This is a genomic window from Cupriavidus sp. 01L43, from assembly GCF_056399925.1.
Map to the genome: position 1 here is coordinate 23,641 of NZ_JBFTSH010000010.1, position 21,509 is coordinate 45,149.

Here is a 21,509-nt window from a genome sequence, read left to right on the forward strand (position 1 = left end):
GCATGCAGGGCTCCACCATCGATCCGGCATGGCTGTTCCATTGGGGGCGCGAGGTGGTCATGCCCATCGTGCTGGTCATGCCGCGCCTGCTCACGGCGTTTACCGTGCTGCCGTTCCTGTCGCATCAGGCCGTGCCCGGCGTGGCGCGCAACGGCATCGTGCTGGCCATCGCGCTGTTCGTCTCGCCCGGCGCGCGGGTGGACCTGGACCATATCGCCAACGGCCTGTGGCTGGTGCTGATCTTCAAGGAGGCGTTCATCGGCCTGCTGCTGGGCATGGCTTTCGGCCTGTTCTTCGTGGCGCTGCAGATGGTGGGCGAGCTGATCGACTTCCAGACTGGCTCCGGCAACGCCACCTTCTTCGACCCGGTGACCCAGCAGGAAGACGGGCCGATGGAGAACCTGCTGTCCCACCTCGGCATCGCGCTGTTTGCCTCGTTCGGCGGGTTTTTCGCGATGACGGGCGTGATCATCGAGTCGTTCGCGTTCTGGCCGGTGATGTCGTTCGGCCCTGAGCTGTCGCTGTCGTCAATCGGGTTCGCCGGCGCCTATGCCGGCACGCTGTTCTCGTGGGTGGTGAAGCTGGCCGCGCCGATCCTGCTGTTGCTCGTGATCGTGGAGCTGGGCTTCGCGCTGATCGCGCGCTTCGTGCCGCAGTTCGACGTGTTTCAGTTCGCCCAGCCGGTGAAGATCACCGTGGCGTTCCTGATGCTGGTGTTGATGCTGGCGGTGATGGTGGACACGCTGCAGGGCTTCCTGCGGCCCGACAATACCCTGATCGACCTGCTGCGCAAGGGTATGAGCGCAGGAGGGGGAGGCGGCCCATGAGCCAGGACGGCGAGAAGAACCTCGAAGCGACCCGCCGCAAGCTGGACGAGGCGCGCAAGCGCGGCGAGGTGCCGCGCAGCACGGACGTGACGTCCTCCGTGGTGTTCCTCGGCGTGCTGGCCCTGCTGTGGGTGCTCGGCCGTTACTTCGTACGGCTGTTTCAGGCGCTCTGGCATAGCGCGATGGGCGCCGTGCCGCAGCATCTGCAGGATCAGCAAATGCTGGTGCTCGGTGAGGCCAGCGCGCGCTTCCTGCTGATGGGCGTGCTGCCGGTGGCGGCCGTGGCGCTGGTGTGCGGCATCCTCGGCGCCTTCGTCCAGGTGGGGCCGCTGGTGGCATTCGAGCAGATCAAGCCGAACATGGCGCGGCTGAATCCCGCCGAAGGTTTGAAACGGATGTTCGCCGTGAAGAACCTGGTCAACCTCGCCAAGATCGTGCTGAAGATCGCCTTGCTGGGCGGGCTGGTCTATATCCTCGCGCTCGGCGCCATCGAGGACGGCGTGCGCTCGGGCCACGCCCGACCGGCCGAAATCCTGGTGCTGGTGGCCTACATCCTGCTGCGCATGTGCTGCTGGGCCGCGCTGATCTACCTGATCATGGCCGTGGTGGACTACGTGCACGAGCGCTACCAGTTCATGAAGCAGCAGCGCATGAGCGTGGAGGAGTACCGGCGCGAGCACAAGGACACGCAGGGCGACCCGATCATGGCCGGGCGGCGCCGCGCGGCCTTCTTCGAGGCGGCGTTCTTCGGCGTGGGCGAGCGCGTGCGCGTGTCCACTGCGGTGGTGTATTCCACGCAATACGCGGTGGCGCTGCGCTACGACGGCCCGGGCACGCTGCCGCGCGTGCTGGCCAAGGGCGGTGGCCACGTGGCCGCGCGCATCCGGCAGGCGGCGGCCGATTACCTGATTCCCTCGGCGTTCGATTCCGATCTCGCCCAGCGGCTCTACATGAGCGTGCCGCTGGACCGCCCGATCGATCGCGCGCTTTATACGCGCGTGGCAGACCTCATGCGCTGGGCCACGGGCGAGGAGTAGGGGGGCTCGGGAGGCGCAGGTCCCCCGGCGCCCTCAGCCTGCCAGCGCGGCGGCGCGATGATCGGTGATGATGGCCGGCGCCGTGTCACCAGCAACCGGGTGGCCCGGCAGCGGCGCAGCGGGGCGCAGCAGCGTGGCGGCAGCCGCGAGCTGCACGCGGTTGCGCACGCCGAAGTGGCTGCGCAGGCGGCGCATGTGGTAGTCCACGTTGAAGATCGACATGTCCATGCGGCGCGCGATCTCCTTGTCGGAGAGGCCTTGCGCCAGGCAGGCGAGGATGTCGCGCTGCACGTCCGACAAGCCCTCCTTGGGTCGGCCCGCCGTGGGGATCTCGGCATGGCAGGTCAGGAACTCGTGCAGGCCCAGCCCCACCGTCAGCGCCTGCCCCAGCACCGTGTCGCCAATCCAGCGGCGGCTCTCGATGCCCGACATGAAGCTGATGATGACGATGTCGCTGGTGCCCGGCATCGGCAGGTTCAGGAAGACCCCGCTGCGGATGCCGGCGTCGCGCAGGTCGTCGAGGAAACGGCGCAGGCGCAGCGGCGGAATGCCGCCGGGCGGGGTGTGTTCGAGGTCGTCGGCGTCCCACACCATCGGCAGGCCGAACATGCCGGGCTGCGGATTGCGCGGGTCGATCTCGAAATAGCGCTCGCGGAAGTACCGGTCGCGCCAGCCGGGGGCCGTATAGGTGTCGAAGAACGTGCGCGGCTGGATGTGCCCGCCCACGTTGGCGGCGGTGCCGTAGCCGAGGTAGTCGAAGCCGATCGCGTGGATCGCGGCCTGCATGACCGTGCTGCGGCCCTCGTGCGTGCCTTCGCCGGCCAGCGCCGAGACCAGCCCCGGCGAGCCGCCCTGGCGGGGCCGCGCGCGTACCGGCACGATCTGGCGTTCGCCATAGAAGCGGATGCCGTGGTGCGCCATGGTGGGGCTGGTCGGGCTCGCCATGGCGGGCGCCGCGCGGCGGGCGCGCAGCGTGCTTGCGGTATCCAGTGCGGACGCCCCCGCGTCCATGCCGGATACAACTTCTACTGCTCTGGTCATAAGGCCTCCGTGCGTATGCCTGCCGAGCCGTCTGGCTCCACATACTGCTGACCCGGATCCCGTCGGAAACCGTTGCTGCACCTTGCTGCGCGGGCTCATGGGCCCGGGCTGTCGATGTTCTGGTGTTCTAGTGTTGTGCTGGCTGGGTGCGGGCCATGAAGGCGCGGCCCGTATGGACCTGATGGTGAACGCCACGCGGCCGGTCGATCTTATGATTCTGGGCGGCGGGCGCGGCGTGGGTGCAAGCGTACGCCAGTCGGCACCGATGCCGCAAGCGCCGTGGTGTCGTCGCCACTTTCCCTGTCCGGTCCATGGTTTTGTGCACCGCGTCTTGCATGTCAGTCCTCCAGCTGCTTGCCGCGCGTCTCGGGCAGCGTCAGCGCGGCCAGGATCAGCACGCCGTAGGCCGCCGCGGCAAAGATGCCGATGGCGTGGCCCAGCGTCATCTGCTGGCTCACCTGCCCGATCAGGAACGGGAAGAACGCGCCGATGGCCCGGCCCACGTTGTAGCAGAAGCCCTGGCCGGAGCCGCGCACCCGCGTGGGGAACAGCTCGGTCAGGAACGCGCCCATGCCGGCGAAGATGCCCGAGGCGAAGAAGCCGAGCGGGAAGCCCAGCAGCAGCATGACGGTGTCGTTGACCGGGATGTGCGTGTAGGCCAGCGCGATGGTCATCGAACCGATCGCGAACAGGATGAAGTTGCGCTTGCGGCCGATGCGGTCGGTCAGGTAGGCACTGGTCACGTAGCCGATATAGGAGCCGACAATCACCATCGCCAGGTAGCCGCCCGTGCCGAGCACGGTCAGGCCGCGCTCGGTCTTCAGGAAGGTCGGCAGCCAGGTGGTGATGGCGTAGTAGCCGCCCTGGGCGCCGGTGGTCAGCAGCGCGGCGCGCAGCGTGATGGACAGCAGCTTCGGCGAGAAGATCGCGGTAAAAGAGGCGCGGTCCTGGTCCTGCCGGGCCTCCCGGGCCTTGTGTTCGGTATAGACCTCCGGCTCCTTGACCATGCGGCGCAGCACGATCACGAATACGGCCGGCAACAGGCCGATCAGGAACAGCGCGCGCCATGCCGTCTCGGCCGGCAGTAGCGAGAACACCAGCGCGTAGAGCAGGGCGGCAAGCCCCCAGCCGATGGCCCAGCCCGCCTGCACCATGCCCACGGCCTTGCCGCGGTCCTGCGCGCGGATCGCCTCGCCGATCAGCACGGCGCCGGCGGTCCATTCGCCGCCGAAGCCGAAGCCCATCAGCGCGCGGGCAATCAGCAGTTGTTCATAGTTCTGCGCCAGTCCGCACAGGAAGGTGAAGAAGGCGAACCAGAGGATGGTCAGCTGCAGCGTGCGCACCCGGCCGATGCGGTCCGACAGGATGCCGGCCACCCAGCCGCCGGCGGCGGAGGTCAGCAGCGTGGCGGTGCCGATGAAGCCGGCGTCCGCACGGGAGATGCCCCAGGTGGCGATCAGCGTGGGAATCACAAAGCTCAGGAACTGCGTGTCCATGGCGTCCAGCGCGTAGCCGACCTTGCAGCTCCAGAACGTGCGGCGCTCGTTGGGGGTGATGTCGCGATACCAGGAAAAGAAGCCGCGCGATGGCTCGGCGTGCGGGGTGGTGTCAGCTTGCGCGGGGGTGTCGATACGGCCGATCTGCGATTCCATGCCTTTCCTCTTCGTGGTCTTGTCGTGGTCTCTTGCCAGGGCTTTGCCGATGGTTCTTCTTGTTCTTGTCCTGCATTCTTGAAACCGCGCCTCCCTCGCGTCCAACTAGTTTTTCGGGCGAGGGCCGATAAGAAAAATTGAATCCTGTGCTGAAAGGCAGCTAATTCGGGGGATTGCGGGAGAGCGCCCGCGCAGCGGTTCGGGGTTTTCCCTGATCGTGCCGATGCCCCCCTTTCGCAGGGGAAGGCGTAAGCATACGGCGCGCCAGCCCCGTCACTTCCTACGGAGATCCGTAGGCGAGGGTTTCCTACGAGTGCTCGGTAGTGGTCGCGCGCGCACGTCGCCGGTAGGCTTGCGGCAATCTCATTGCACGCCCATTCCCATGCTCCCCAACCTCTCGCTTCGACCCCTGCTCGTGGTCCTGCTGCTTGGCGCTGCCGGTGCCGCGCACGCCCAACTGGTGCCCGTGGAGCGCTCGGTGGCGATCAACGCCGACGCCGACCTGGTGTGGCAGCAGGCCGGCGGCTACTGCGCACTGGCGAAATGGGACGGCGAATTCAAACGTTGCGACGTAGTGCTCGGCAGTGGCGCGCCCGGCACGGTCCGGCGCATGGTCTACAAGGCGGGCGGGCTGCCGGCCGTGGACATCCTGACCGACAAGGGGCCCTACGCCTATAGCTACCGCAAGCTCTCCGGCCATACGCGCGGGCGCCTGCAGGCCAAGCCGGGGCTCGATGCCGGCACCACGATCCTGACGTGGCAGGTGTGGCTCGACCCCTTCGCGCTGCCCGATGGCGCGGGCTCCGAGTATCCGCACGCGCTGGGGGATGCGATGCAGGCCGCGCTGGGGAATTTGAAGGCGAGGGCGGAGGAGGTGGCGCTGGAAGCTGCCGCCGACGCAAAATCCGCGACGGTTGTCGCCCCTCTCCCGCAAGCCCCCACCCCATGAACCTGCGTTTCCTCGAAACCTTCGTCTGGGTCGCGCGTCTGCGCAGCTTCCGGCTGACCGCCGAAAAGCTGTTCAGCACGCAGGCGTCCATCTCCAGCCGCATTGCCGTGCTGGAGGAAGACCTCGGCGTGAAGCTGTTCCTGCGCGATTCGCGCGGCGTGACGCTGACGCCCGAGGGCCAGCGCGTGCTCGAGTACGCGGAGAAGATGGTGAACACGATGCACCATCTGCGGCAATCGCTGGACCGCTCGCGCACCATCGCGGGGCGGGTGCGCATCGGCGCGATGGACTCGGTCATCCATACCTGGCTCTCCACCGTGGTCAAGCGCGCGATGCAGGCCTATCCGCAGCTTGAGATCGAGCTGACTGCCGATGCCGCGCTCAACCTCTGCGACCAGCTGCAGAAGGGCTACCTCGACGTGATCTTCCAGACCGACCTGCTGCGGCTGGAGACCGTCCGCAACATCGAGCTGGCACGCTACCCCATCCGCTGGATCGTGGCGAAGGGCAGCGCCTATGACCGCCCGTACCCGTCGCTGGAGGCGCTGGGCGCCGAGCGCGTGATCACCTTCGTCAAGAATTCCCGGCCGCACCAGGACATCCTGAGCCTGTTCCACCTGAACGGCGTGACCTCGCCTCGCATCAACTGCGTCAACTCGGTGGCGGCCATGACGCGGCTGATTGGCGATGGCTTCGGCATCGGCGCGGTGCCGCCGGCACTGGTCCGGCAGGAACTGGCCGACGGCACGCTGGCCGTGGTGCAGGTGGACAACCACCCGCCGGCGCTGGACATCGTGGCCTCGTGGCGCATCGGCGCCGGGCTGGAAGTCAACGAGTCCATCGTCGAGATCGCCACGCAGGTGGTGGCCGATTTCTGCCTCGAAGTGGGCGATGACATGGCCACGGCGGCCTCCCCGGTGCTGGCCACCGCCATGCCCGAAACCTCCCACGCAGGCTCGTAGTCATCGGATTTCTTTATCGCGCGCCACCCGAAAGATTTGTTGGACGCGATGCGGCACCGGCCACCAGAATCGGTTTCGACTTCACCCGATTCCCACGCCGCAGCCATGAACCAGCCTCTCCAGCACGCCGCCTCGATCCTGCCCGACGACCCCGCCGCATTGCGCCGCATCATTCGCGAGGGCCGCTACCGTGGCCACACCAGCGGCCTGGCGCGGGGCTACGTGCAGGCCAATATCGTGATCCTGACGCGCGACTGGGCCTATGACTTCCTCCAGTTCTGCGCGCTGAACCGCAAGTCCTGCCCGGTGATCGACGTGACCGATCCGGGCGATCCGGTCTTCCGCAACCTGGGCGTGGATGTCGATATCCGCACCGATGTGCCGATGTACCGCGTCTATCGCCACGGCACCGAGTACCACGAGACCGCCAGCGTGGCGGAGCTGTGGCGTGACGACTTCGTGGCCTTCGCCATCGGCTGCTCGTTCTCGTTCGAGCACGCGCTGCTGGCCGCCAACGTGCCGCTCAAGCACATCAACCTGGGCCGCAACGTGGCGATGTTCCGCACCGATATCGAGACCCGGCCGGCCGGGCGGCTCTCCGGCAAGCTGGTGGTGTCCATGCGCCCGCTCTCCGCCGCCGACGCGATCCTGGCCACCGAGATCACCGCGCGCTACCCGGACGTGCACGGGGCGCCGGTGCATATCGGCGACCCGTCGCTGATCGGCATCGAGGACATCGAATCCCCCGACTATGGCGATGCCGTGCCCCTGGACGCCCACGAGATCCCGGTGTTCTGGGCCTGCGGCGTCACCCCGCAGGCCGTGATCCGCGAGGCGCGCCCGGAAATCTGCATCACGCACGCGCCGGGCTGCATGTTGGTGACCGACCTCGACAACAACCGGCTGTAGCGCCGGCTGTAGCACCAGTCAGCCCTACGAGTTCTCATAGTGTCGCGCGCGTGCCCGCGCGCGCAAAATCTGCGGCACCGTCTGACCTGCCGGCCGCCGCGCCCCGCGTGGCTTGCCGGCATCCACGTGGAGACAAGCGACATGCTGGATTTCATGGATGCGATCCGGGCCGCGGCAGCGGCCGCCGCCCGTGCCGCCGCCGAGGCCGCCGAGCGCGCGCGCGAAGCCGCAGAGCGCGCCGCGCGGGAGGCCCAGGAGCAGGCCCAGCGCCGCGCCCAGCAGGAAGCCGCCGCCCGCGCCCAGCAGCCGCAGCAACCGGAGACGCCCAAGCAGCCGGCCAAGACCGAGCAGACCGAGAAGCCCCAGCAGACGCCGCAGGTCACCAATGCGGTCTACACCGGCAACGAGCCGCTCACGTTGACGCTGGCCAGTGCCCCGAAGACGGATAAGCCTGCCGCGCCGCCGCCCGACCCCGCCGAGACCAAGCGCAAGCAGGAAGAGGACGACGCCAAGGCACACACCGACCGCTGGGAGAAAGACGCCAAGAGCGCCTACGACGATACCGTCGACAAGCTCAATGGCGGGCCGATGACCGACGCCAAGTGGAAGCCGCTGGGCGAGAAGTACGGCACCGTGCTCGGCGGCGTGCAGAACGAACTGCGCGTGGCGGCCAATCACGCGGCCCAGACCGGACGGGACGAGACGGCCGCCGTCGACGCCAAGCTCAAGGAAATCACCAAGCGCTACGACGACCCGGCGCTCAAGGCCAACCTTGAGGACGCCAGGAAGGACTACCTGAAGACCGAGCCCAACCAGGCCGCGCGCGACACCGGCGCGGCCCGCTTCAAGCTGGTGCTGGCGCAGGACAAGGCCGAAGCCACCGGCAAGACGCTGCAGCAGGAGACGGCCGCCTACAACAAGATCCCCGGCGGCGTTCGCCGGGCCGAGGCGGGCCTGGACGATGACCTGCAAACCGCTCGCGCCAACGACACCGCCGCGCAGCAGGACCTCCAGAAGGCCAGCGACGACTTCACCGCCGCCCTGCAGAAGGAAATCGACACCTCGGCGGTCAATCGCTACCAGCGTGATTCCGATGAGGGCCTGAAGACGGTCCAGAACGACAAGACGCCGAACCGCTACGAGCGGCAGGAAGGCATGTCGATCTATACGACTGCCGTCAACGACGCCAAGGCGCAGCGCGCGGCACTGGACAAGGGGCAGGGCGTCAAGGTGCCCGAGCGCTTCCGCGAGCAGGCCGTGGCCGAGGTCAAGGAGCGCTACGGCGCCAGCCCGGACCTCGGCAAGGTCATCGACCTCGCCAATACCAAGGGGCAGCTCAAGGGCGAGATGGCCAACCTCGTGCCCACCAACGACTTCGAGCGCGGGCTGGCCAAGACCGACCCGACCACGCTGGCGCTGGCCCACATGGAGGGCCTGACGCTCGATCCCTATGCGAAGAACGATCCCAACTCGGTCCTCACGCGCGACCTGCCCGCCGACGAACGGGCGATGATGAAGGACAACCCGGCCGGCTACGTCCTCTACAAGTCGCTCGATGCGGACAGCCTCCGCCCCGACCCCAACGCCCCGGCCGGCGACCCGAAAACCGCGCAGTACAACCAGGGCGTGCAGCAGTACGGCGGCCAGCTCCTGTTCTACACGGCGCAGCAGCTGACCGACGCGGCCAAGGCCCGCGCGAAGACGCCGGAAGAGAAGGCGACCGCGACCACGCCGGCGCTGGACCATATGCGCGTGCTGCTCCAGGCATCGACCGAGCAGCGCGTGGACACCATGACCACCAGCATCGCCAGGCAGCTCGATGCCGGCGACGTCAACGGCGCGCTGGCCACCCGCAAGGCCGGCGTGGACGCCGCCCAGTCGCCCGACGAGCGCGCCCAGTACGTGGCCGTGCACAACGACCGCTTCGACAGCGACCTGTTCAAGACGCAGATCAACGCGGCGATGGACAAGAACCTCAAGAACAAGACGCACGACGACGAGGGTCGCCCGATCCAGGGCCAGCAGGACATGTACGCCGACAAGGTGGGCCAGTACCTGCAGGACACCGCGCCGAACCTGATTCCCGAGGATGCCGACACGTTGCTGGAGACCGTCCGCTCGGAGTACAAGAACGACTGGACCGCCCGCAACGACAGCACCGGCGCCGGCTACAACGACTGGGACGACTTCTACCACGGGCTGGCCGCCGTGGTGGACAAGGCCGACGCCAACTACTACGCCACCACCGAAGGCGCCAAACCGGGCTCCGGCCCCGCCGCCCAGCGCACGGCCGCCTGGCTGACCGACCGCGACAACGACGTCAGCCTGCTGATGATGAGCAACCAGTCCGGCAGCTCCCGCCAGGGCCGCATCTACGGCGGCGCCCAGGACGCCGCCGCGCAGGGCTACACCGGGCTCTCCATCGCCTTCGAGCAGGCACTGAAGTCCAGCAAGGACGCGCCGCCGATGTCGGACTACTACGTCCAGAAGGCCACCGCGCGCGGCAACGAGAAGTACGGCGAGAGCGCCGAGGCCAAAGAGCAGAACAAGATGTTCGATCTCGACAAGGACGAGATCCTGCGCCAGTCGTTCGACAGCATGGGCCTGCAGAAGCAGGACCTGAAGGCCAAGGTCGGCGACGACGCCGCGCTCGACAAGGCGATCCAGCTGGCCATGCCCAGCGCCACGCCCCAGACCATCAAGGACGTCAAGGCGGAGATCCGCGCCAATGCCGGCAATGACGCGACGGCCTCGGCCATCCCGATCTTCGTGACCCAGCCGGGCAGTGCGGCGTACCAGACCGCGGTGTTCGAGTTCAAGGGTCGCGACGGCAACACCATGTGGGTGGACGACAGCGGCTCCGTCTACGGCAAGGAGGGCGCCGACCCGAAGCGCGATTTCCAGGAGAACAACCTCCTGGCCGACAAGGGCACCGTCTACATCGCCGACCGTAACCTCGATCTCGGCCGCGATGGCCACGTCAGCTACGAGGCGATGGACGCCCATATCGTGACCGGCACGGAAAAGGTCATGGGCTGGGTCAACCTCGGCGTGGCGGCGGTCGGCGCCGTGGCGGGCGGGGTGGTCATGGTGGCGTCGGGCGGCACGCTGACGCCGCTGGTGGCGGTGGCCTGGGGCGGCATGATCGGCAGCATGGGCTACGGCATCGGCACCTCGTGGCACGAGCTGGACAACATCGCCGATCATGGCCGCTCGATCAATCCGTTCAAGAGCCAGGAGGCGATGTCCCAATGGCTGAACGTGGGCGGCTCGGTGGCCGGCATCGGCGGCATGGGCTTTGCCAAGTTCGGCTCGCTGGCGGCCAATGCCGGCGTGCGGGTGGCGGCTGGCGGCGGCACGGTGCGGGAGATGGCGGGCCAAACGCTGATGCAGTCGGCCTCGCGCTTCGGCACGACCAGCCGCGTGCTCAACGGCACCGCGTTCGGCATCGGCGGTGTGCAGACCGCCCAGCAGGCCACGGCGTTCGCCCAGCACGGCAAGGACATGAGCGTCAGCGAGGTGGTGCAGAACAGCGCCATGCTGCTGATGGGCGCCACGCAGATGATGCCGGCGGCCATCCAGAAGCGGGTGGGCGAGTCCGTGCGCGATACCTACCAGCGCACGCGCGGCCGTACGCCGCTGGACGATGCCGCCAACAGCCCCGCGAACCGCGCCGCCAATGGCGAGGCCGCGAACGTGCTGCGGGACGGCGATCCTGACGTGACTACCGCGCCGCGTACGTCGCGCGATGCGGCCAACCCGGGCGGCGGCCGTCCGCGCCTGCACGACGATGTGCCGGCGCCGGGCCAGCGCCCCGGCGCGCGCGATGGTGAGGCCGGACGTCCCTCGACGTCGAACCGCGCGCGCACGCCGGGAGAGCCGACCAGCCCCGCTGCACCATCCACTGGACGGTCGACCAACACGCCGGAAGGCGCCACCACCCGGGCGACGACGTCGCCGGACGCCCAGCAGGTCGCCTCGCGCTGGCAGGCATTCCGCGCGCGCGGCACGCTGGTGCAGGACCGCGTCATCACCAATATGATGGATCGCGCGCTGGCGCGGGCCCAGGAGCGCTATCTGTCCGAGGCGACCAGCCGCCGGCGCGAAAGCGCCGATGCCGCAGACCGTCGATCCGAAAGCGCCGCGTCCGAGCGCCGGCGCATCTTCCACGGCCCGGCCCTGCGGCGGGGCCGGGGCGATGCGGAAGGGGCCGCCCCCGCCCAGCGACGCACCATCCGGCATGGCCCGGCCGAGGAGGCGGCGCGCGCGGCGCGTACTGCGGATGAGGCCGATGCCCCGGCGCACGCGCTGCGCCAGAACGCCATCTCCCCGCTCGACAACGTGCTCTGGATCGACGGCCGCATGGAGCAGATCGGCGTGCCGTACGGCGCCGAGCTGGCCGCGCGGGCACTGGCGGACCTCGACCGCGTGATGATCGTCACCGCGCCGCTGACCGCGCATGGCCATGCCGAGACCAATGGCGTGATCGGTGCGGCCTCGCTGGGCGCGTACCTGACCTCGCTCGGCAAGGAAGTGGTTTATGTAGCGGATCGAGCACATAGCCGCGCGCTGCGCAAGATGCTGCGCAATGACCTCGACCAACCCAACGCGCGCGTGGAAACCTTCCGCGCCAAGGACCATCTGGCCGCCACGCTGCAATCCAAGGCGCTGCTGGCGATGCACCAGCCCGAGGCCGTCATCGCCGTGGAGGTAGCCGGCCGCAACCTGAACAACGAATACCGCCTCCAGACCGGGGAGGCCGTGGCCGGCGGGCCCCGCGTGGACCAGCTTCTGGTGGATGCCCGGKACATGAAGGGCGTGCTGACGGTGGCCGTGGGCGACCACGGCAACGAGGCTGGCATGCGCCCCCTGCGCGAGCGCATCACCCGGGCCATGGCGCCCGAGGACGTCCACGCCGAACTCTGGTCCGACGTGAGCGCGGACCACGTGGTCACCGGCATGAACTCGAACCTGGCCGCGCAGGCCATCGGTTTCGCGCTCCAGCGGTACCACAACGGCGAAGGCAAGATGCCGGACATCCAGCAGATCGGCGACATGCTGGAGACCATGGCGAGCTTCAACGCGCGCGACGGCGTGACCTACGAGGTGGGCGCCACCAGCGTGCGCGGTATGGACAAGTCCGTGCAGCTTGGCGTCTACGAGCTGCTCGGCAAGGCGGCGGAGAGCCTGCCGGAGGGGCTCGACTTCGTGAAGCTGTTCGATGGCATCCAGCGCCGCTTCCTGCCGAAGGATGTCGATGCCGAGGCCGCCGGCATCCGCGTGGAGGACGACGTCATCGTCGTCACCGCGTTCGATTCGAGCAACGGCGGCCTGCTGGCCGCGCAGAACCTCGCCCGCCACATCTACGCGCTGACCGGCAAGGCGGTGCAGGTGGAGGCGGTGACCGACCACGCGGCCGGCACCTACGGCGGCCGCACGCCCGAGGATCTGGCCGAGAAGGTCCACGCCGGCCTGCAGGCCGTGCAGAAGCTGATGGGCGACGTCAACCTGGCCGCCTGCAACACCGCCTGCCTGGCGCTGGCCACGGTGCTGGCGCGCATGCACGGCTTCGAGATGGTGAACCTGATCCAGCAGACCGTGCCGCAGATCGTGGAGATGGGCGGCGAGCGGCCCGTGGTGGTGGCCACGCCCGGCACGGTGGGCGGCCACGCCTACCTGAACGGCGTGCGCGAGGCCAGCGGCGGCCGGCGCACCGTGGAGGAAATCCCTGCCACGGAATGGGCCGGCGCGGTCAACAACCTGATGCACCTGGACGATGGCGCGCAGCTCGCCCAGCTCAAGCAGTGGATTGCCGACTACATCAACCTGGACCGCATTCCGGCCGATACCACCTCGGTCTGGTTCTGCTGCACGCACTACCCGGCGCTGGAGTCGCTGGTGCGCCAGCAGCTCGACGCCATCGGCATGTCCCACGTGAAGCTGATCGACCCGATGCAGTTCCAGGCGCGCAAGGCCGTGGACGTGCTGATCGACAAGGGCCTGCTGCACGCCACGGACCTGCTGGACACGCCGCTGGACCCGATGCAGGTGCCCGACAGCAAGACGCTGCCGACGATGGTGGTCACCTCCGGCCAGCCCTCGGCGGTATCCCGGCTGGCACACGCCATGGGTGGCCGCAACGACATCCGCGTGTTCAAGTCGCCGTTCGGGGAAGCCGCCGATGTGTCCGGCGTGCGCGCGCTGGTGGATGCCGGCCGCCACCTGAACCCGGTGGACCGGGTCAGCTTCAGCTATATCGGGCGGGGCCTGCGCGAGTTCTATATGCCGGACGGGGCCCAGCGCGCGGCGGCGGCGCTGGAAAGTGGCGAAAACATCATGCTGCTGACCGGGTTCTCGGTCGCCAAGGGCATGCCCGAGACCGACGGGCCGCCGGGCACGGCCGAACTGGGCCGGGCGCTGCGCCTGCGCGGCAAGCAGGTGACGTACGTGGTGGATTCGGCCAACAAGCCGATCCTCGAAGCCATCCTGCGCGAGATGGGCGAGCCGACCGACAACATCAAGGTTTTCGACGTACCCGTGGGCGACGCCAAGGCCCCGGCCCGGGCGCTGCTGGAAGCCGTGGGCCCGGACCGCGTGATGGCGATCGAACTGCCGTCGCGCGCGGCGGACGGCACCAAGAACAACATGCGCGGGCTCGAAATCGACGATTTCAACCCGGCCATCGACGAGATCCTGATCCAGGCCAACGCGCGCGAGGGCGTGGAGACGCTGGGCATTGGCGACGGCGGCAACGAGGTGGGCATGGGCGGGCTCAAGGGCCTGATCCCGAAGGGCTGGAACGGCAAGCAGATCGCGGCCGAGATCACGGCGGACCATGTGGTGACGGCCAGCGTGTCCAACTGGGGCGCGTATGCGCTGTCGGCGTTGCTGCTCAAGCGCGGCAACATGATCGAGCGGTTCCAGACGCCGGATGAACTGCGGCGCGTGCTGCAGGCGGCTGCCGATGCGGGCGCCGTCGATGGCGTCTCGCGCGAGCAGGTGCCGACGGTGGATGGCTTCTCGACCGACGTGCATGCCGCCATCGTCCAGCTTTACCGCCACGCGGCCACGGGCGAACTGCCTGCCGGCCCCGGTGCCGCGCCGAATGCCTGGTTCGGCGGCCCGGGCGTGGCGCGCACGCCGGTGGCGGAGGCGGCCAACGCGGTGATCCACCATGGCGGGCGCACGCCGGCGGGGGGCCATCCTCAAGGACAAGCCGGCCCGCGTCCGCGCGCCGTGTCCACGCGCCGCACGGACGCCGCGCCGGTGCGCGACGGCAGCTGGTCCTTGCGCGACGAGACCGTCGACGCCGGCGCCATGGCGGCGACGATCGACGGCGTGCACGCTTCGGGTGGGCGGCTGGCCGGCGTGCACTACGTGGTGCTGCCGGCGGCTGGCGGCGAGGTGACCGTGCGCAGCGGCCTGCCGGAGTCCTCGCATGACTCGCTCCAGCAGGCGCTGGCCAGCGCCGACGAGGCCGTGCAGGCCGGCCAGCCGGTGCAGGTGGCCGTGGTCGCGCAACGCGGCTTCCAGGGTCGGATCCACGACGGCAACCTGATCGGCACGATTCCGGTGACGCTGACCGGCCGCACCACGCGCGCCGGCAGCCTCGCGCTGAATCGGGGCTACGGGGGCGAGATCCGTATCGCCTTGCCCGAGGATTTCCGCGCCGGGGCGCCGCTGGTGCGCCGCGAGGGCGGGCGGCGCGTGGACCATCTGGGCCAGCTGGCGCAGTTCCCGCGCGGGCCTGCCCATCTGGATCTGGCGCAGGAGGCGGGGCAGGTCACGTTCGATGGTGCGGCGGTCGGCATTTCCGTGCCGCGTGTGCCGGGCTACTTCACGGTGCGGGCCGAAGGCGTGTTCGGCGGCGTGGAGATGAACGCGAGCGGCACGGGGCCGTCGCGGATGGCCGACGCCGCCACGATCATCGACCGCATCCGCGCGCATCCCGACTACGAGGAAGGCATGCCCGTGCTGCTCTACGGCTGCCACGCGCAGGACGGCGTGGTCTCGCTGGCGCAGGAAGTGGCCAATGGGCTGGGCGCCAACGTCTATGGCCCGGACGGCGCGCTCAATATCGACGCGTTCTTCTCGCCGGGCAGCGACCTCGCGCACGGCGCCGGGCTGGGCGTGGCGGCGGACCGCGCGACGATGGCGATGTCCGGCGCGGACCTCCACGTGGTGAACGGTGGCCGCTTCTTCGGCGCCCGGCCGGGGCTGCCCATCGTGGGCGTCACCCACGGCGGGAGGACGGCGGCGGCTGCGGCGGCGCCGGTGCCCGACGCGGCCACGCCGGCAGGCTGGCGGCAGACGCCGGCGCGCTGGAGCGAGGTGGCGGTTGGCGACAAGCCGCACCGCGTGAACGCGCCCGGGGACCATACGGTGGTGGTCGGGGCGATCCACCCCGAGGGCGGCCTGCGTGGCGAGGATGGCCAGCCCATCGGCGCGCACGAGTTCGCGCTCCGCATGGCCGACGAGTGGCAGGCCGGTCAGCCGATCGTGCTCGCGCTCGACGGCGCCCACCTGCCGCAGGGCCGCGTCTTCGCGGAGCAGGTGGCGAACGTGATGCAGACCGAGGTGCTGGCCCCCGAGTTCGCGCTGCAACGCCATGCGGACGCGGACGGCAAGCCCGCCATCGACCTGACACAGGCCGGCGGCAACTGGCGGCGCGTGCAGCCCCAGCCAGACCCGTACGCCAACCATCGTTTCGATGTGAACGCGCGCGGGGTGGTCTACCTGCGCCATCCGGGCGGCGGGCGCGAGCGGGTGGACCTGGCCACCTATCTCGGGCCACGGCTCGGGGGCGGCGGCGCCAAGACCGTGTTCGCGCTGGGCCGCGACAAGGCCGTGGGCATCGCCAATGACGAGATGACCGGCTTCATGGTGCAGGGCGAGCGCGAGGCGCTGCGCACGGCGGCGGGGCTCGGCTTCAACACGCTGAAGACCTTTGGCCCCGACGACATGACGGTCTCGGGCCGGCCCACCGTGGTCTACGAGCGCTACGCGGCCAGCTCCCGGGACCTGTTCGGCAACAAGGCCATGCACGGGGTGCCCGATCCGCGCACTGAACTGCTTAACGGCAAGTCCCTGCGCGACCTCGACCATATCCTGGACACCATGGCGGACCGCCACGTCTATCTGGGTGACGTGGAGTTCAGCATCCACCCGGACGGCACCGTCAAGGTGGCAGACCTGACCAGCGTGGAGCTGAAGGTGGATGACACGCAGGGCAGCGCCCATGCCGACATCGTGGCCCGCATGCGCGAGGTGGCGCGCGCCAACGAGGCTGCCGGGCAGGGCGGCGCGGCCCAGCGGCGCACCATCACCCATGGTCCCGCCACCCCGCCGGCCGGCGAGAATGGCCCGCGCCCGTGGAAGATGGCCAAGACGATGACGGTGTCCACGGTGGGCACCTTCGCGCTTGGCACGCTGGCTGGCGTGGCGACGTCCGCGGCGCACGTGAACCCGGTGCTCAGCAGCGCGACCTGCTTTATCTACCGCGGCAGCGTGGCGGCGGGCCGGACCCTGCACACCCTGCGGATCAACGCGCGGGCGGCGGACCCCACGCCGGCCAACATCGCCTATCTGCGCAGCCGGCTGCACGGCCGCTCCGCCGATGCGTGGGGCATCCACGCCAAGGACCAGGACGTCTTCAAGACCGCCGTGGACACTCTGGAGGCCCACACCCACGGGGCGAAGAAAGACGCCGCGGACCGCGCCACGCAGATTCAGGACGCGCAGGCGACCATCAAGACCGTCGGCACCAAGCTGCTGAACCCCGATACCGTGCCGGGCCGGCTCAACGACACGGCGCAGATCGGCACGCTGGCGGTCAACAACAGCAACACGGCGATCTGGTTCATGCAGCACCATCTGCCGGCCGACAACCCGCTGACCTACAGCAACGCGGCGTTCCTGGCATCGAACACGGTGCTGAGCACGCTGAACATCGGCACGCGGCTGGGGCATCACCTGGGCGGCAAACCCACGGTGCTGCTGTCTGCCCAGATGCGCAAGTTCGTGATGAACGGGTACGCGCTCGGCACGATTCCGCTGGCCGTGGCGGATGCCATGAACACGCCGGGCGTGGTGGGCATGATCGAGGCGGCCGGCATTACCGTGTTCGGCGTGGGCGCGCACCTGCAGTCGCGCGTGGACCGGAACGCGGTGGTGGGCGAGAAGAACCGGCTGGCGCTGCAGCAGGACCCCAAGACCGGGCTGCTGCCGGCGCAGGGCTGGGCGGAGGGCAAGTGGAATGTCTTCGGCCGGGCCATGCCGCGCGGGCTGGTGCTGCTGGGGGCGGGCGTCATCGTCAATTTCGTCGCCAAGATTGCGGTGGAGCTGACCAAGGACGATGACAAGGACGGGGCGCCGAAGCCGGGCGGGACGCCGACTGTGGCGCCGACTGTGGCGCCGACTGTGGCGCCGACTTCGACGCCAACCCCCACCCCGGACGCTTCGCCGTCCCCGTCGCCATCCCCCTCGGGCACGAAGCCGCCCGCCGAGACGCCGCCGGACACCCGGCCGGAGACGCCGCCGAGGACGCGGCCCACATCGCCGGACACCGTGCGCGTGCAGCCGTACCGGCGTGGCAACGAGGCCGTCTCGACGCTCTGGGGCATCTCGCGCGCGCATCTGGACACGCTGCTCTCCGACGAACAGAAGGCCGAGGCGCGCGAGCAGGCCCTGCCGCCGGACACCCAGGTGGCCGACTTCGCGCTCCGCGAGTTGATCAACCTCAATCCGAAGTACAAGCTGGCGGAGAATCCCGGGCATATCGAGCCGGGCTGGGAGTTCGACGTGACCCGTTAGGGTGAGGAGGGGCGCGTGAGGGATGTGGCGGGTGGCGACGACGTTACAATGCCGCTTCCCTTCGCCCCGTTACGCCCCTTCCGCCCCCTCATGTCCGTCGATCCGGTCGTCATCCTCATTGCCCTCGGCGCCGCCGTTGCCGGCTTCGTTCAGGGCCTGTCCGGGTTCGCGTTCGGCATGGTCGCCATGTCGTTCTGGGCATGGGGCGTGGATCCGCGCATGGCGTCGGCCATGTCGGTGTTCGGCGCGCTCACCGGGCAACTGCTGGCCGCGTTCACGGTCCGCCGCAAGTTCCATCTGGCCACCGTGCTGCCGTTCCTGATCGGCGGGGCGGTCGGCATCCCGATCGGGGTGTCGATCCTGCCGAAGCTGGATATCCACCTGTTCAAGCTCTGCCTCGGCATCATCCTCGTGATCTGGTGCCCGATCATGCTGTTCTCGGCCAAGCTGCCGCCCATCCGTCGCGGCGGGCGGCTGGCGGACGCCGTGGTCGGTGGAATCGGCGGCATTCTGGGTGGCATCGGCGGGTTCACGGGTATCGCGCCCACGCTCTGGTGCACGCTGCGCGGCTTCGACAAGGACACCCAGCGCGTGGTGATCCAGAACTTCAACCTCGGCGCCTTGATGGTGACGATGGCCGTCTACATCGGTACCGGCATCGTCACCCGGGACATGCTGCCGATGTTCGCCATCGTCGCCCCGGCCATGCTGATTCCCACGCTGCTCGGCACGCGAGTCTATCTGGGGATCAGCGACGTCATGTTCCGTCGCATTGTGCTGACGCTGCTCACGGGCTCGGGGTTGGCCATGCTGGCGGCCTCGGTGCCGCAACTGCTCACCCGCTGACCGGCCGGGGTGGCAGTTGCTACACGCCCGCGCCGTTTTTACCGGTTGCCGTGCAGAAAACGCATATCGCGGCACGCCACATCTTCCATCCGGTAAGTGATTGAAATCATTCGGGAAAACCGCCTCACGCCGATGGCTGGGCGGGTATATGCCGATGCGGGCCCCGCAATTGCTACTAAGCTGACTTGGAGGCTGCCCGCGCCCGGGCGGCCTGACGTTCCATCTGTGAGGAGATCACGATGAAAACGAAGTTGTTAATAACCTCCCTGGTGGCGGCAGGCATGCTGACCGCACCATTCGCGATGGCGCAACAGGGCCAGGGCCAGATGCCCGGCCAGACCCAGCCATCCGGCCCGACACCCATGCCCGCACCGGGCCAGGCTGGCGCGACGCCGCCATCGGCCACACCAATGCCACCTGCCTCGCAGGGCAAGCCACGCAGCACTGCGCCCGCACCGAAGAGCCAGGGCATGTCCCAAGGCGGGACGTCCTCGGATTCCATGAGCAGTTCGGGCCGCACCGGTTCGCAGCCGATGGGCGCCCAGTCGCCCTACGCGCCGCAGAAGTGGAACAAGGGTGACAAGCTGCCGGCGGAATTCCGCGACCGCCAGTACGTCATCGACAAGTACAAGGATTACAACCTGCCCGCACCGCGCAAGGGCTATCACTGGGTCGGCGTGGGTGCCGATTACTACCAGGTGTCGTCCAACGGGACGATCTACTCGGTGGGGCCGGGAGGCTGAGTGGTCTGCTAATTAGTAAACAGCTAATTAGTAAACAGCAGGGCAACGGGCACGTCGGCGTGCCCGTTTTTCATGGTGCGACTGGATCGGACTCGTCCGAAAAGAACACGTCCTTGACGGCGGCCTCGATGGCGTCGAACGCGGCCGGCTGCACGCGCAGGGCCAGTTGCTTGCGCCAGCGGTTGGAAACGCGGCCTTTCTCGCGGAAGCAGCTCGAAACCAGCGTGGCGAGGTCCGCGTTGCGGATGTCGAACTGTGCATCCACACGCTTGGCCACTTCGTCATAGCCGATCAGGAAGCGCGTTTCGGCCTCCAGGTCGTGCTCCAGGGCCTCCCGGACCATGCGCACGCCGAATTCCACGCACGACGTGGCATCCCAGTAGCGATAGGGCGTGGCCCCGGCGCTGGTCTCGCAATCGAATTGTTGATCGCCCAGCACCCGCACCCGCCAGAGCGCGCGCACCGGCTTGGAGAAGCTCTCCAGCGCGGCGAGGTAGTCGGCTTCATGCCGCTTGATGGCCACCGAGACCGGCAGCAGGAAGCCTTTGGCCATCTTGCCCGAGCGGCACAGCGCGTGGTGGATCAGGAAGCGCGAGAGCCGCCCGTTGCCGTCCATGAACGGGTGGATGAAGACGAACCAGAACGACACCACGCTCGCCACGATCAGCGGGTCCACGTTGGCCGGCGGATCGTTGGCGAAGTCTTCCAGCGCCTGCATCAGGCCGGGCACGTCATCCGGCACCGGCGGCACGTAGGTGACGGACGCCGGCCCGTTGCCGCCCCGGCGCAGCCAGTTCTGCTCGGTGCGGTACTGCATCGCCTGGTCGAACGGGTTGGAGATGACATCGTTCTGGAGTTCGGTCAGGTACTCCTCGCTCAACGGCCGCTTTTCATGCGCGTGGCGCAGCAGCTGAACGAAGCGCTCGGACTTGTCCTGCGTGGCGCTCTCCCGTTCGATCTCGAACGAACTGTCGGTCTCGCTCAGGTAGGCCCAGTGCAGCGCGCGGTCCAGGATGTCCGGGCCGACCGAGGCGATAAAGGCGTCCATGCGCCCGAAGACGTCCATGTCGAGAATCGACTGGATGGTCTCGGTGCGGCGCACGGTGACGCAGTAGTCCAACTCGCCCAGCCCGTTGAAGCGCACGCGCCAGCGCGGATGGAGCTTGCCCGGCGCGGCGGTGTAGTAGCGCGCCGGGTCGAACAGATTGACGTAGGGAACCTTGTCGGAGAGGGTGGGCGTGAGCGTCTGGCCGGTGAAGTGCTCCCACAGCATGGCCGCGATGCGCCCGAAGCGGCTGGTGGGGTGCAGGTCCAGTTCGGCCTGCATTTCCGCCTGCGGCACCTGGGGCAGCGCCTGGGACAGGATGGCGAGGTTCACGCCCTCGTGCTTGATGGCGAAGAGCGTATGGGCGAGGAGTGGGGCGTCATCGGACGGCGCCACCTTGCGCGGGAACAGGATGGCGTCGGGCATCTCCAGGATGCGCGTCGTGGCGCCCGAGCGTGCCTCGCGGGTCACGGGCACCAAGGGTGACGTGAGGTGGTTCCGGACCCACGCATAGCCAACCTGCCGCATGTGATGCACGCCATTCCCTCCAATGTGATCAATAAGACCCAACAAAATTCGCGCTAAACGCACAAATTTTATATTTGGAGGCCAGGTTGTCTACTTTTTTTTAGGGAGACCGGGGAAAACGTAGAAAAACCGTCGTTTCGCGGCCCCGCCGCCCACCA

The 21,509-nt window shown here is 68.6% G+C and carries 11 protein-coding genes; 8 read left to right on the forward strand and 3 right to left on the reverse strand.

Annotation, left to right across the window (positions count from 1 at the left end; all coding sequences use genetic code 11):
* The first annotated feature begins 2 nt into the window (after window positions 1-2).
* The gene (sctT, locus tag AC1DP9_RS17330) at window positions 3-827 is read left to right on the forward strand and encodes a type III secretion system export apparatus subunit SctT (RefSeq protein WP_441645658.1); all 825 of its coding nucleotides are present in this window, start codon (window positions 3-5) and stop codon (window positions 825-827) included.
* Window positions 824-1,864, forward strand: coding sequence for an EscU/YscU/HrcU family type III secretion system export apparatus switch protein (locus AC1DP9_RS17335; RefSeq protein WP_092297547.1), 1,041 nt, complete (start codon window positions 824-826; stop codon window positions 1,862-1,864). Before sctT ends, AC1DP9_RS17335 begins: the two co-directional genes overlap by 4 nt.
* A gap of 33 nt (window positions 1,865-1,897) precedes the next feature.
* Here the strand turns inward: AC1DP9_RS17335 and AC1DP9_RS17340 are convergent, their stop codons facing one another.
* Together AC1DP9_RS17340 and AC1DP9_RS17345 are read right to left on the reverse strand one after the other, a co-directional pair.
* The gene (locus tag AC1DP9_RS17340; protein WP_092297550.1) at window positions 1,898-2,905 is read right to left on the reverse strand and encodes a helix-turn-helix transcriptional regulator; all 1,008 of its coding nucleotides are present in this window, start codon (window positions 2,903-2,905) and stop codon (window positions 1,898-1,900) included.
* 338 nt (window positions 2,906-3,243) lie between these two features.
* On the reverse strand, window positions 3,244-4,557 hold the full coding sequence (locus tag AC1DP9_RS17345; RefSeq protein ID WP_255370903.1) for an MFS transporter: 1,314 nt from the start codon (window positions 4,555-4,557) through the stop codon (window positions 3,244-3,246).
* A 382-nt stretch (window positions 4,558-4,939) separates the two neighbouring features.
* Here AC1DP9_RS17345 and AC1DP9_RS17350 point away from each other — a divergent pair, with 382 nt between their 5' ends.
* The 6 genes from AC1DP9_RS17350 (at window position 4,940) to AC1DP9_RS17375 (ending at window position 19,778) form a co-directional block, all read left to right on the forward strand.
* On the forward strand, window positions 4,940-5,506 hold the full coding sequence (locus AC1DP9_RS17350; protein ID WP_092297553.1) for an SRPBCC family protein: 567 nt from the start codon (window positions 4,940-4,942) through the stop codon (window positions 5,504-5,506).
* A complete protein-coding gene (locus AC1DP9_RS17355; protein ID WP_092297556.1) occupies window positions 5,503-6,468 on the forward strand; it encodes a LysR family transcriptional regulator in 966 nt (321 codons plus the stop codon). Before AC1DP9_RS17350 ends, AC1DP9_RS17355 begins: the two co-directional genes overlap by 4 nt.
* Window positions 6,469-6,573: 105 nt before the next feature.
* Window positions 6,574-7,377, forward strand: coding sequence for a putative hydro-lyase (locus AC1DP9_RS17360; protein ID WP_092297559.1), 804 nt, complete (start codon window positions 6,574-6,576; stop codon window positions 7,375-7,377).
* A gap of 141 nt (window positions 7,378-7,518) precedes the next feature.
* Window positions 7,519-18,189: an LWXIA domain-containing protein gene (locus AC1DP9_RS17365; RefSeq protein WP_477108025.1), complete on the forward strand. Its 10,671-nt coding sequence runs from the start codon at window positions 7,519-7,521 to the stop codon at window positions 18,187-18,189.
* A gap of 90 nt (window positions 18,190-18,279) precedes the next feature.
* A complete protein-coding gene (locus AC1DP9_RS17370; RefSeq protein WP_477108026.1) occupies window positions 18,280-19,035 on the forward strand; it encodes a sulfite exporter TauE/SafE family protein in 756 nt (251 codons plus the stop codon).
* 239 nt (window positions 19,036-19,274) lie between these two features.
* Complete coding sequence (locus AC1DP9_RS17375; RefSeq protein ID WP_477108027.1) at window positions 19,275-19,778, forward strand: RcnB family protein; 504 nt, start codon at window positions 19,275-19,277, stop codon at window positions 19,776-19,778.
* 70 nt (window positions 19,779-19,848) lie between these two features.
* Here the strand turns inward: AC1DP9_RS17375 and AC1DP9_RS17380 are convergent, their stop codons facing one another.
* Window positions 19,849-21,300 (reverse strand): Fic family protein, encoded by a 1,452-nt coding sequence (locus AC1DP9_RS17380; RefSeq protein ID WP_255370905.1) that lies wholly within the window; start codon window positions 21,298-21,300, stop codon window positions 19,849-19,851.
* Window positions 21,301-21,509: the final 209 nt, after the last annotated feature.

What these genes read in the sequence shown, in the direction of transcription:
- sctT (WP_441645658.1), top strand. Translation starts at nt 3, where the DNA reads ATGCAGGGCTCCACCATCGATCCGGCATGGCTGTTCCATTGGGGGCGC.
- AC1DP9_RS17335 (WP_092297547.1), top strand. Translation starts at nt 824, where the DNA reads ATGAGCCAGGACGGCGAGAAGAACCTCGAAGCGACCCGCCGCAAGCTG.
- AC1DP9_RS17340 (WP_092297550.1), bottom strand. Translation starts at nt 2,905, where the DNA reads ATGACCAGAGCAGTAGAAGTTGTATCCGGCATGGACGCGGGGGCGTCC.
- AC1DP9_RS17345 (WP_255370903.1), bottom strand. Translation starts at nt 4,557, where the DNA reads ATGGAATCGCAGATCGGCCGTATCGACACCCCCGCGCAAGCTGACACC.
- AC1DP9_RS17350 (WP_092297553.1), top strand. Translation starts at nt 4,940, where the DNA reads ATGCTCCCCAACCTCTCGCTTCGACCCCTGCTCGTGGTCCTGCTGCTT.
- AC1DP9_RS17355 (WP_092297556.1), top strand. Translation starts at nt 5,503, where the DNA reads ATGAACCTGCGTTTCCTCGAAACCTTCGTCTGGGTCGCGCGTCTGCGC.
- AC1DP9_RS17360 (WP_092297559.1), top strand. Translation starts at nt 6,574, where the DNA reads ATGAACCAGCCTCTCCAGCACGCCGCCTCGATCCTGCCCGACGACCCC.
- AC1DP9_RS17370 (WP_477108026.1), top strand. Translation starts at nt 18,280, where the DNA reads ATGTCCGTCGATCCGGTCGTCATCCTCATTGCCCTCGGCGCCGCCGTT.
- AC1DP9_RS17375 (WP_477108027.1), top strand. Translation starts at nt 19,275, where the DNA reads ATGAAAACGAAGTTGTTAATAACCTCCCTGGTGGCGGCAGGCATGCTG.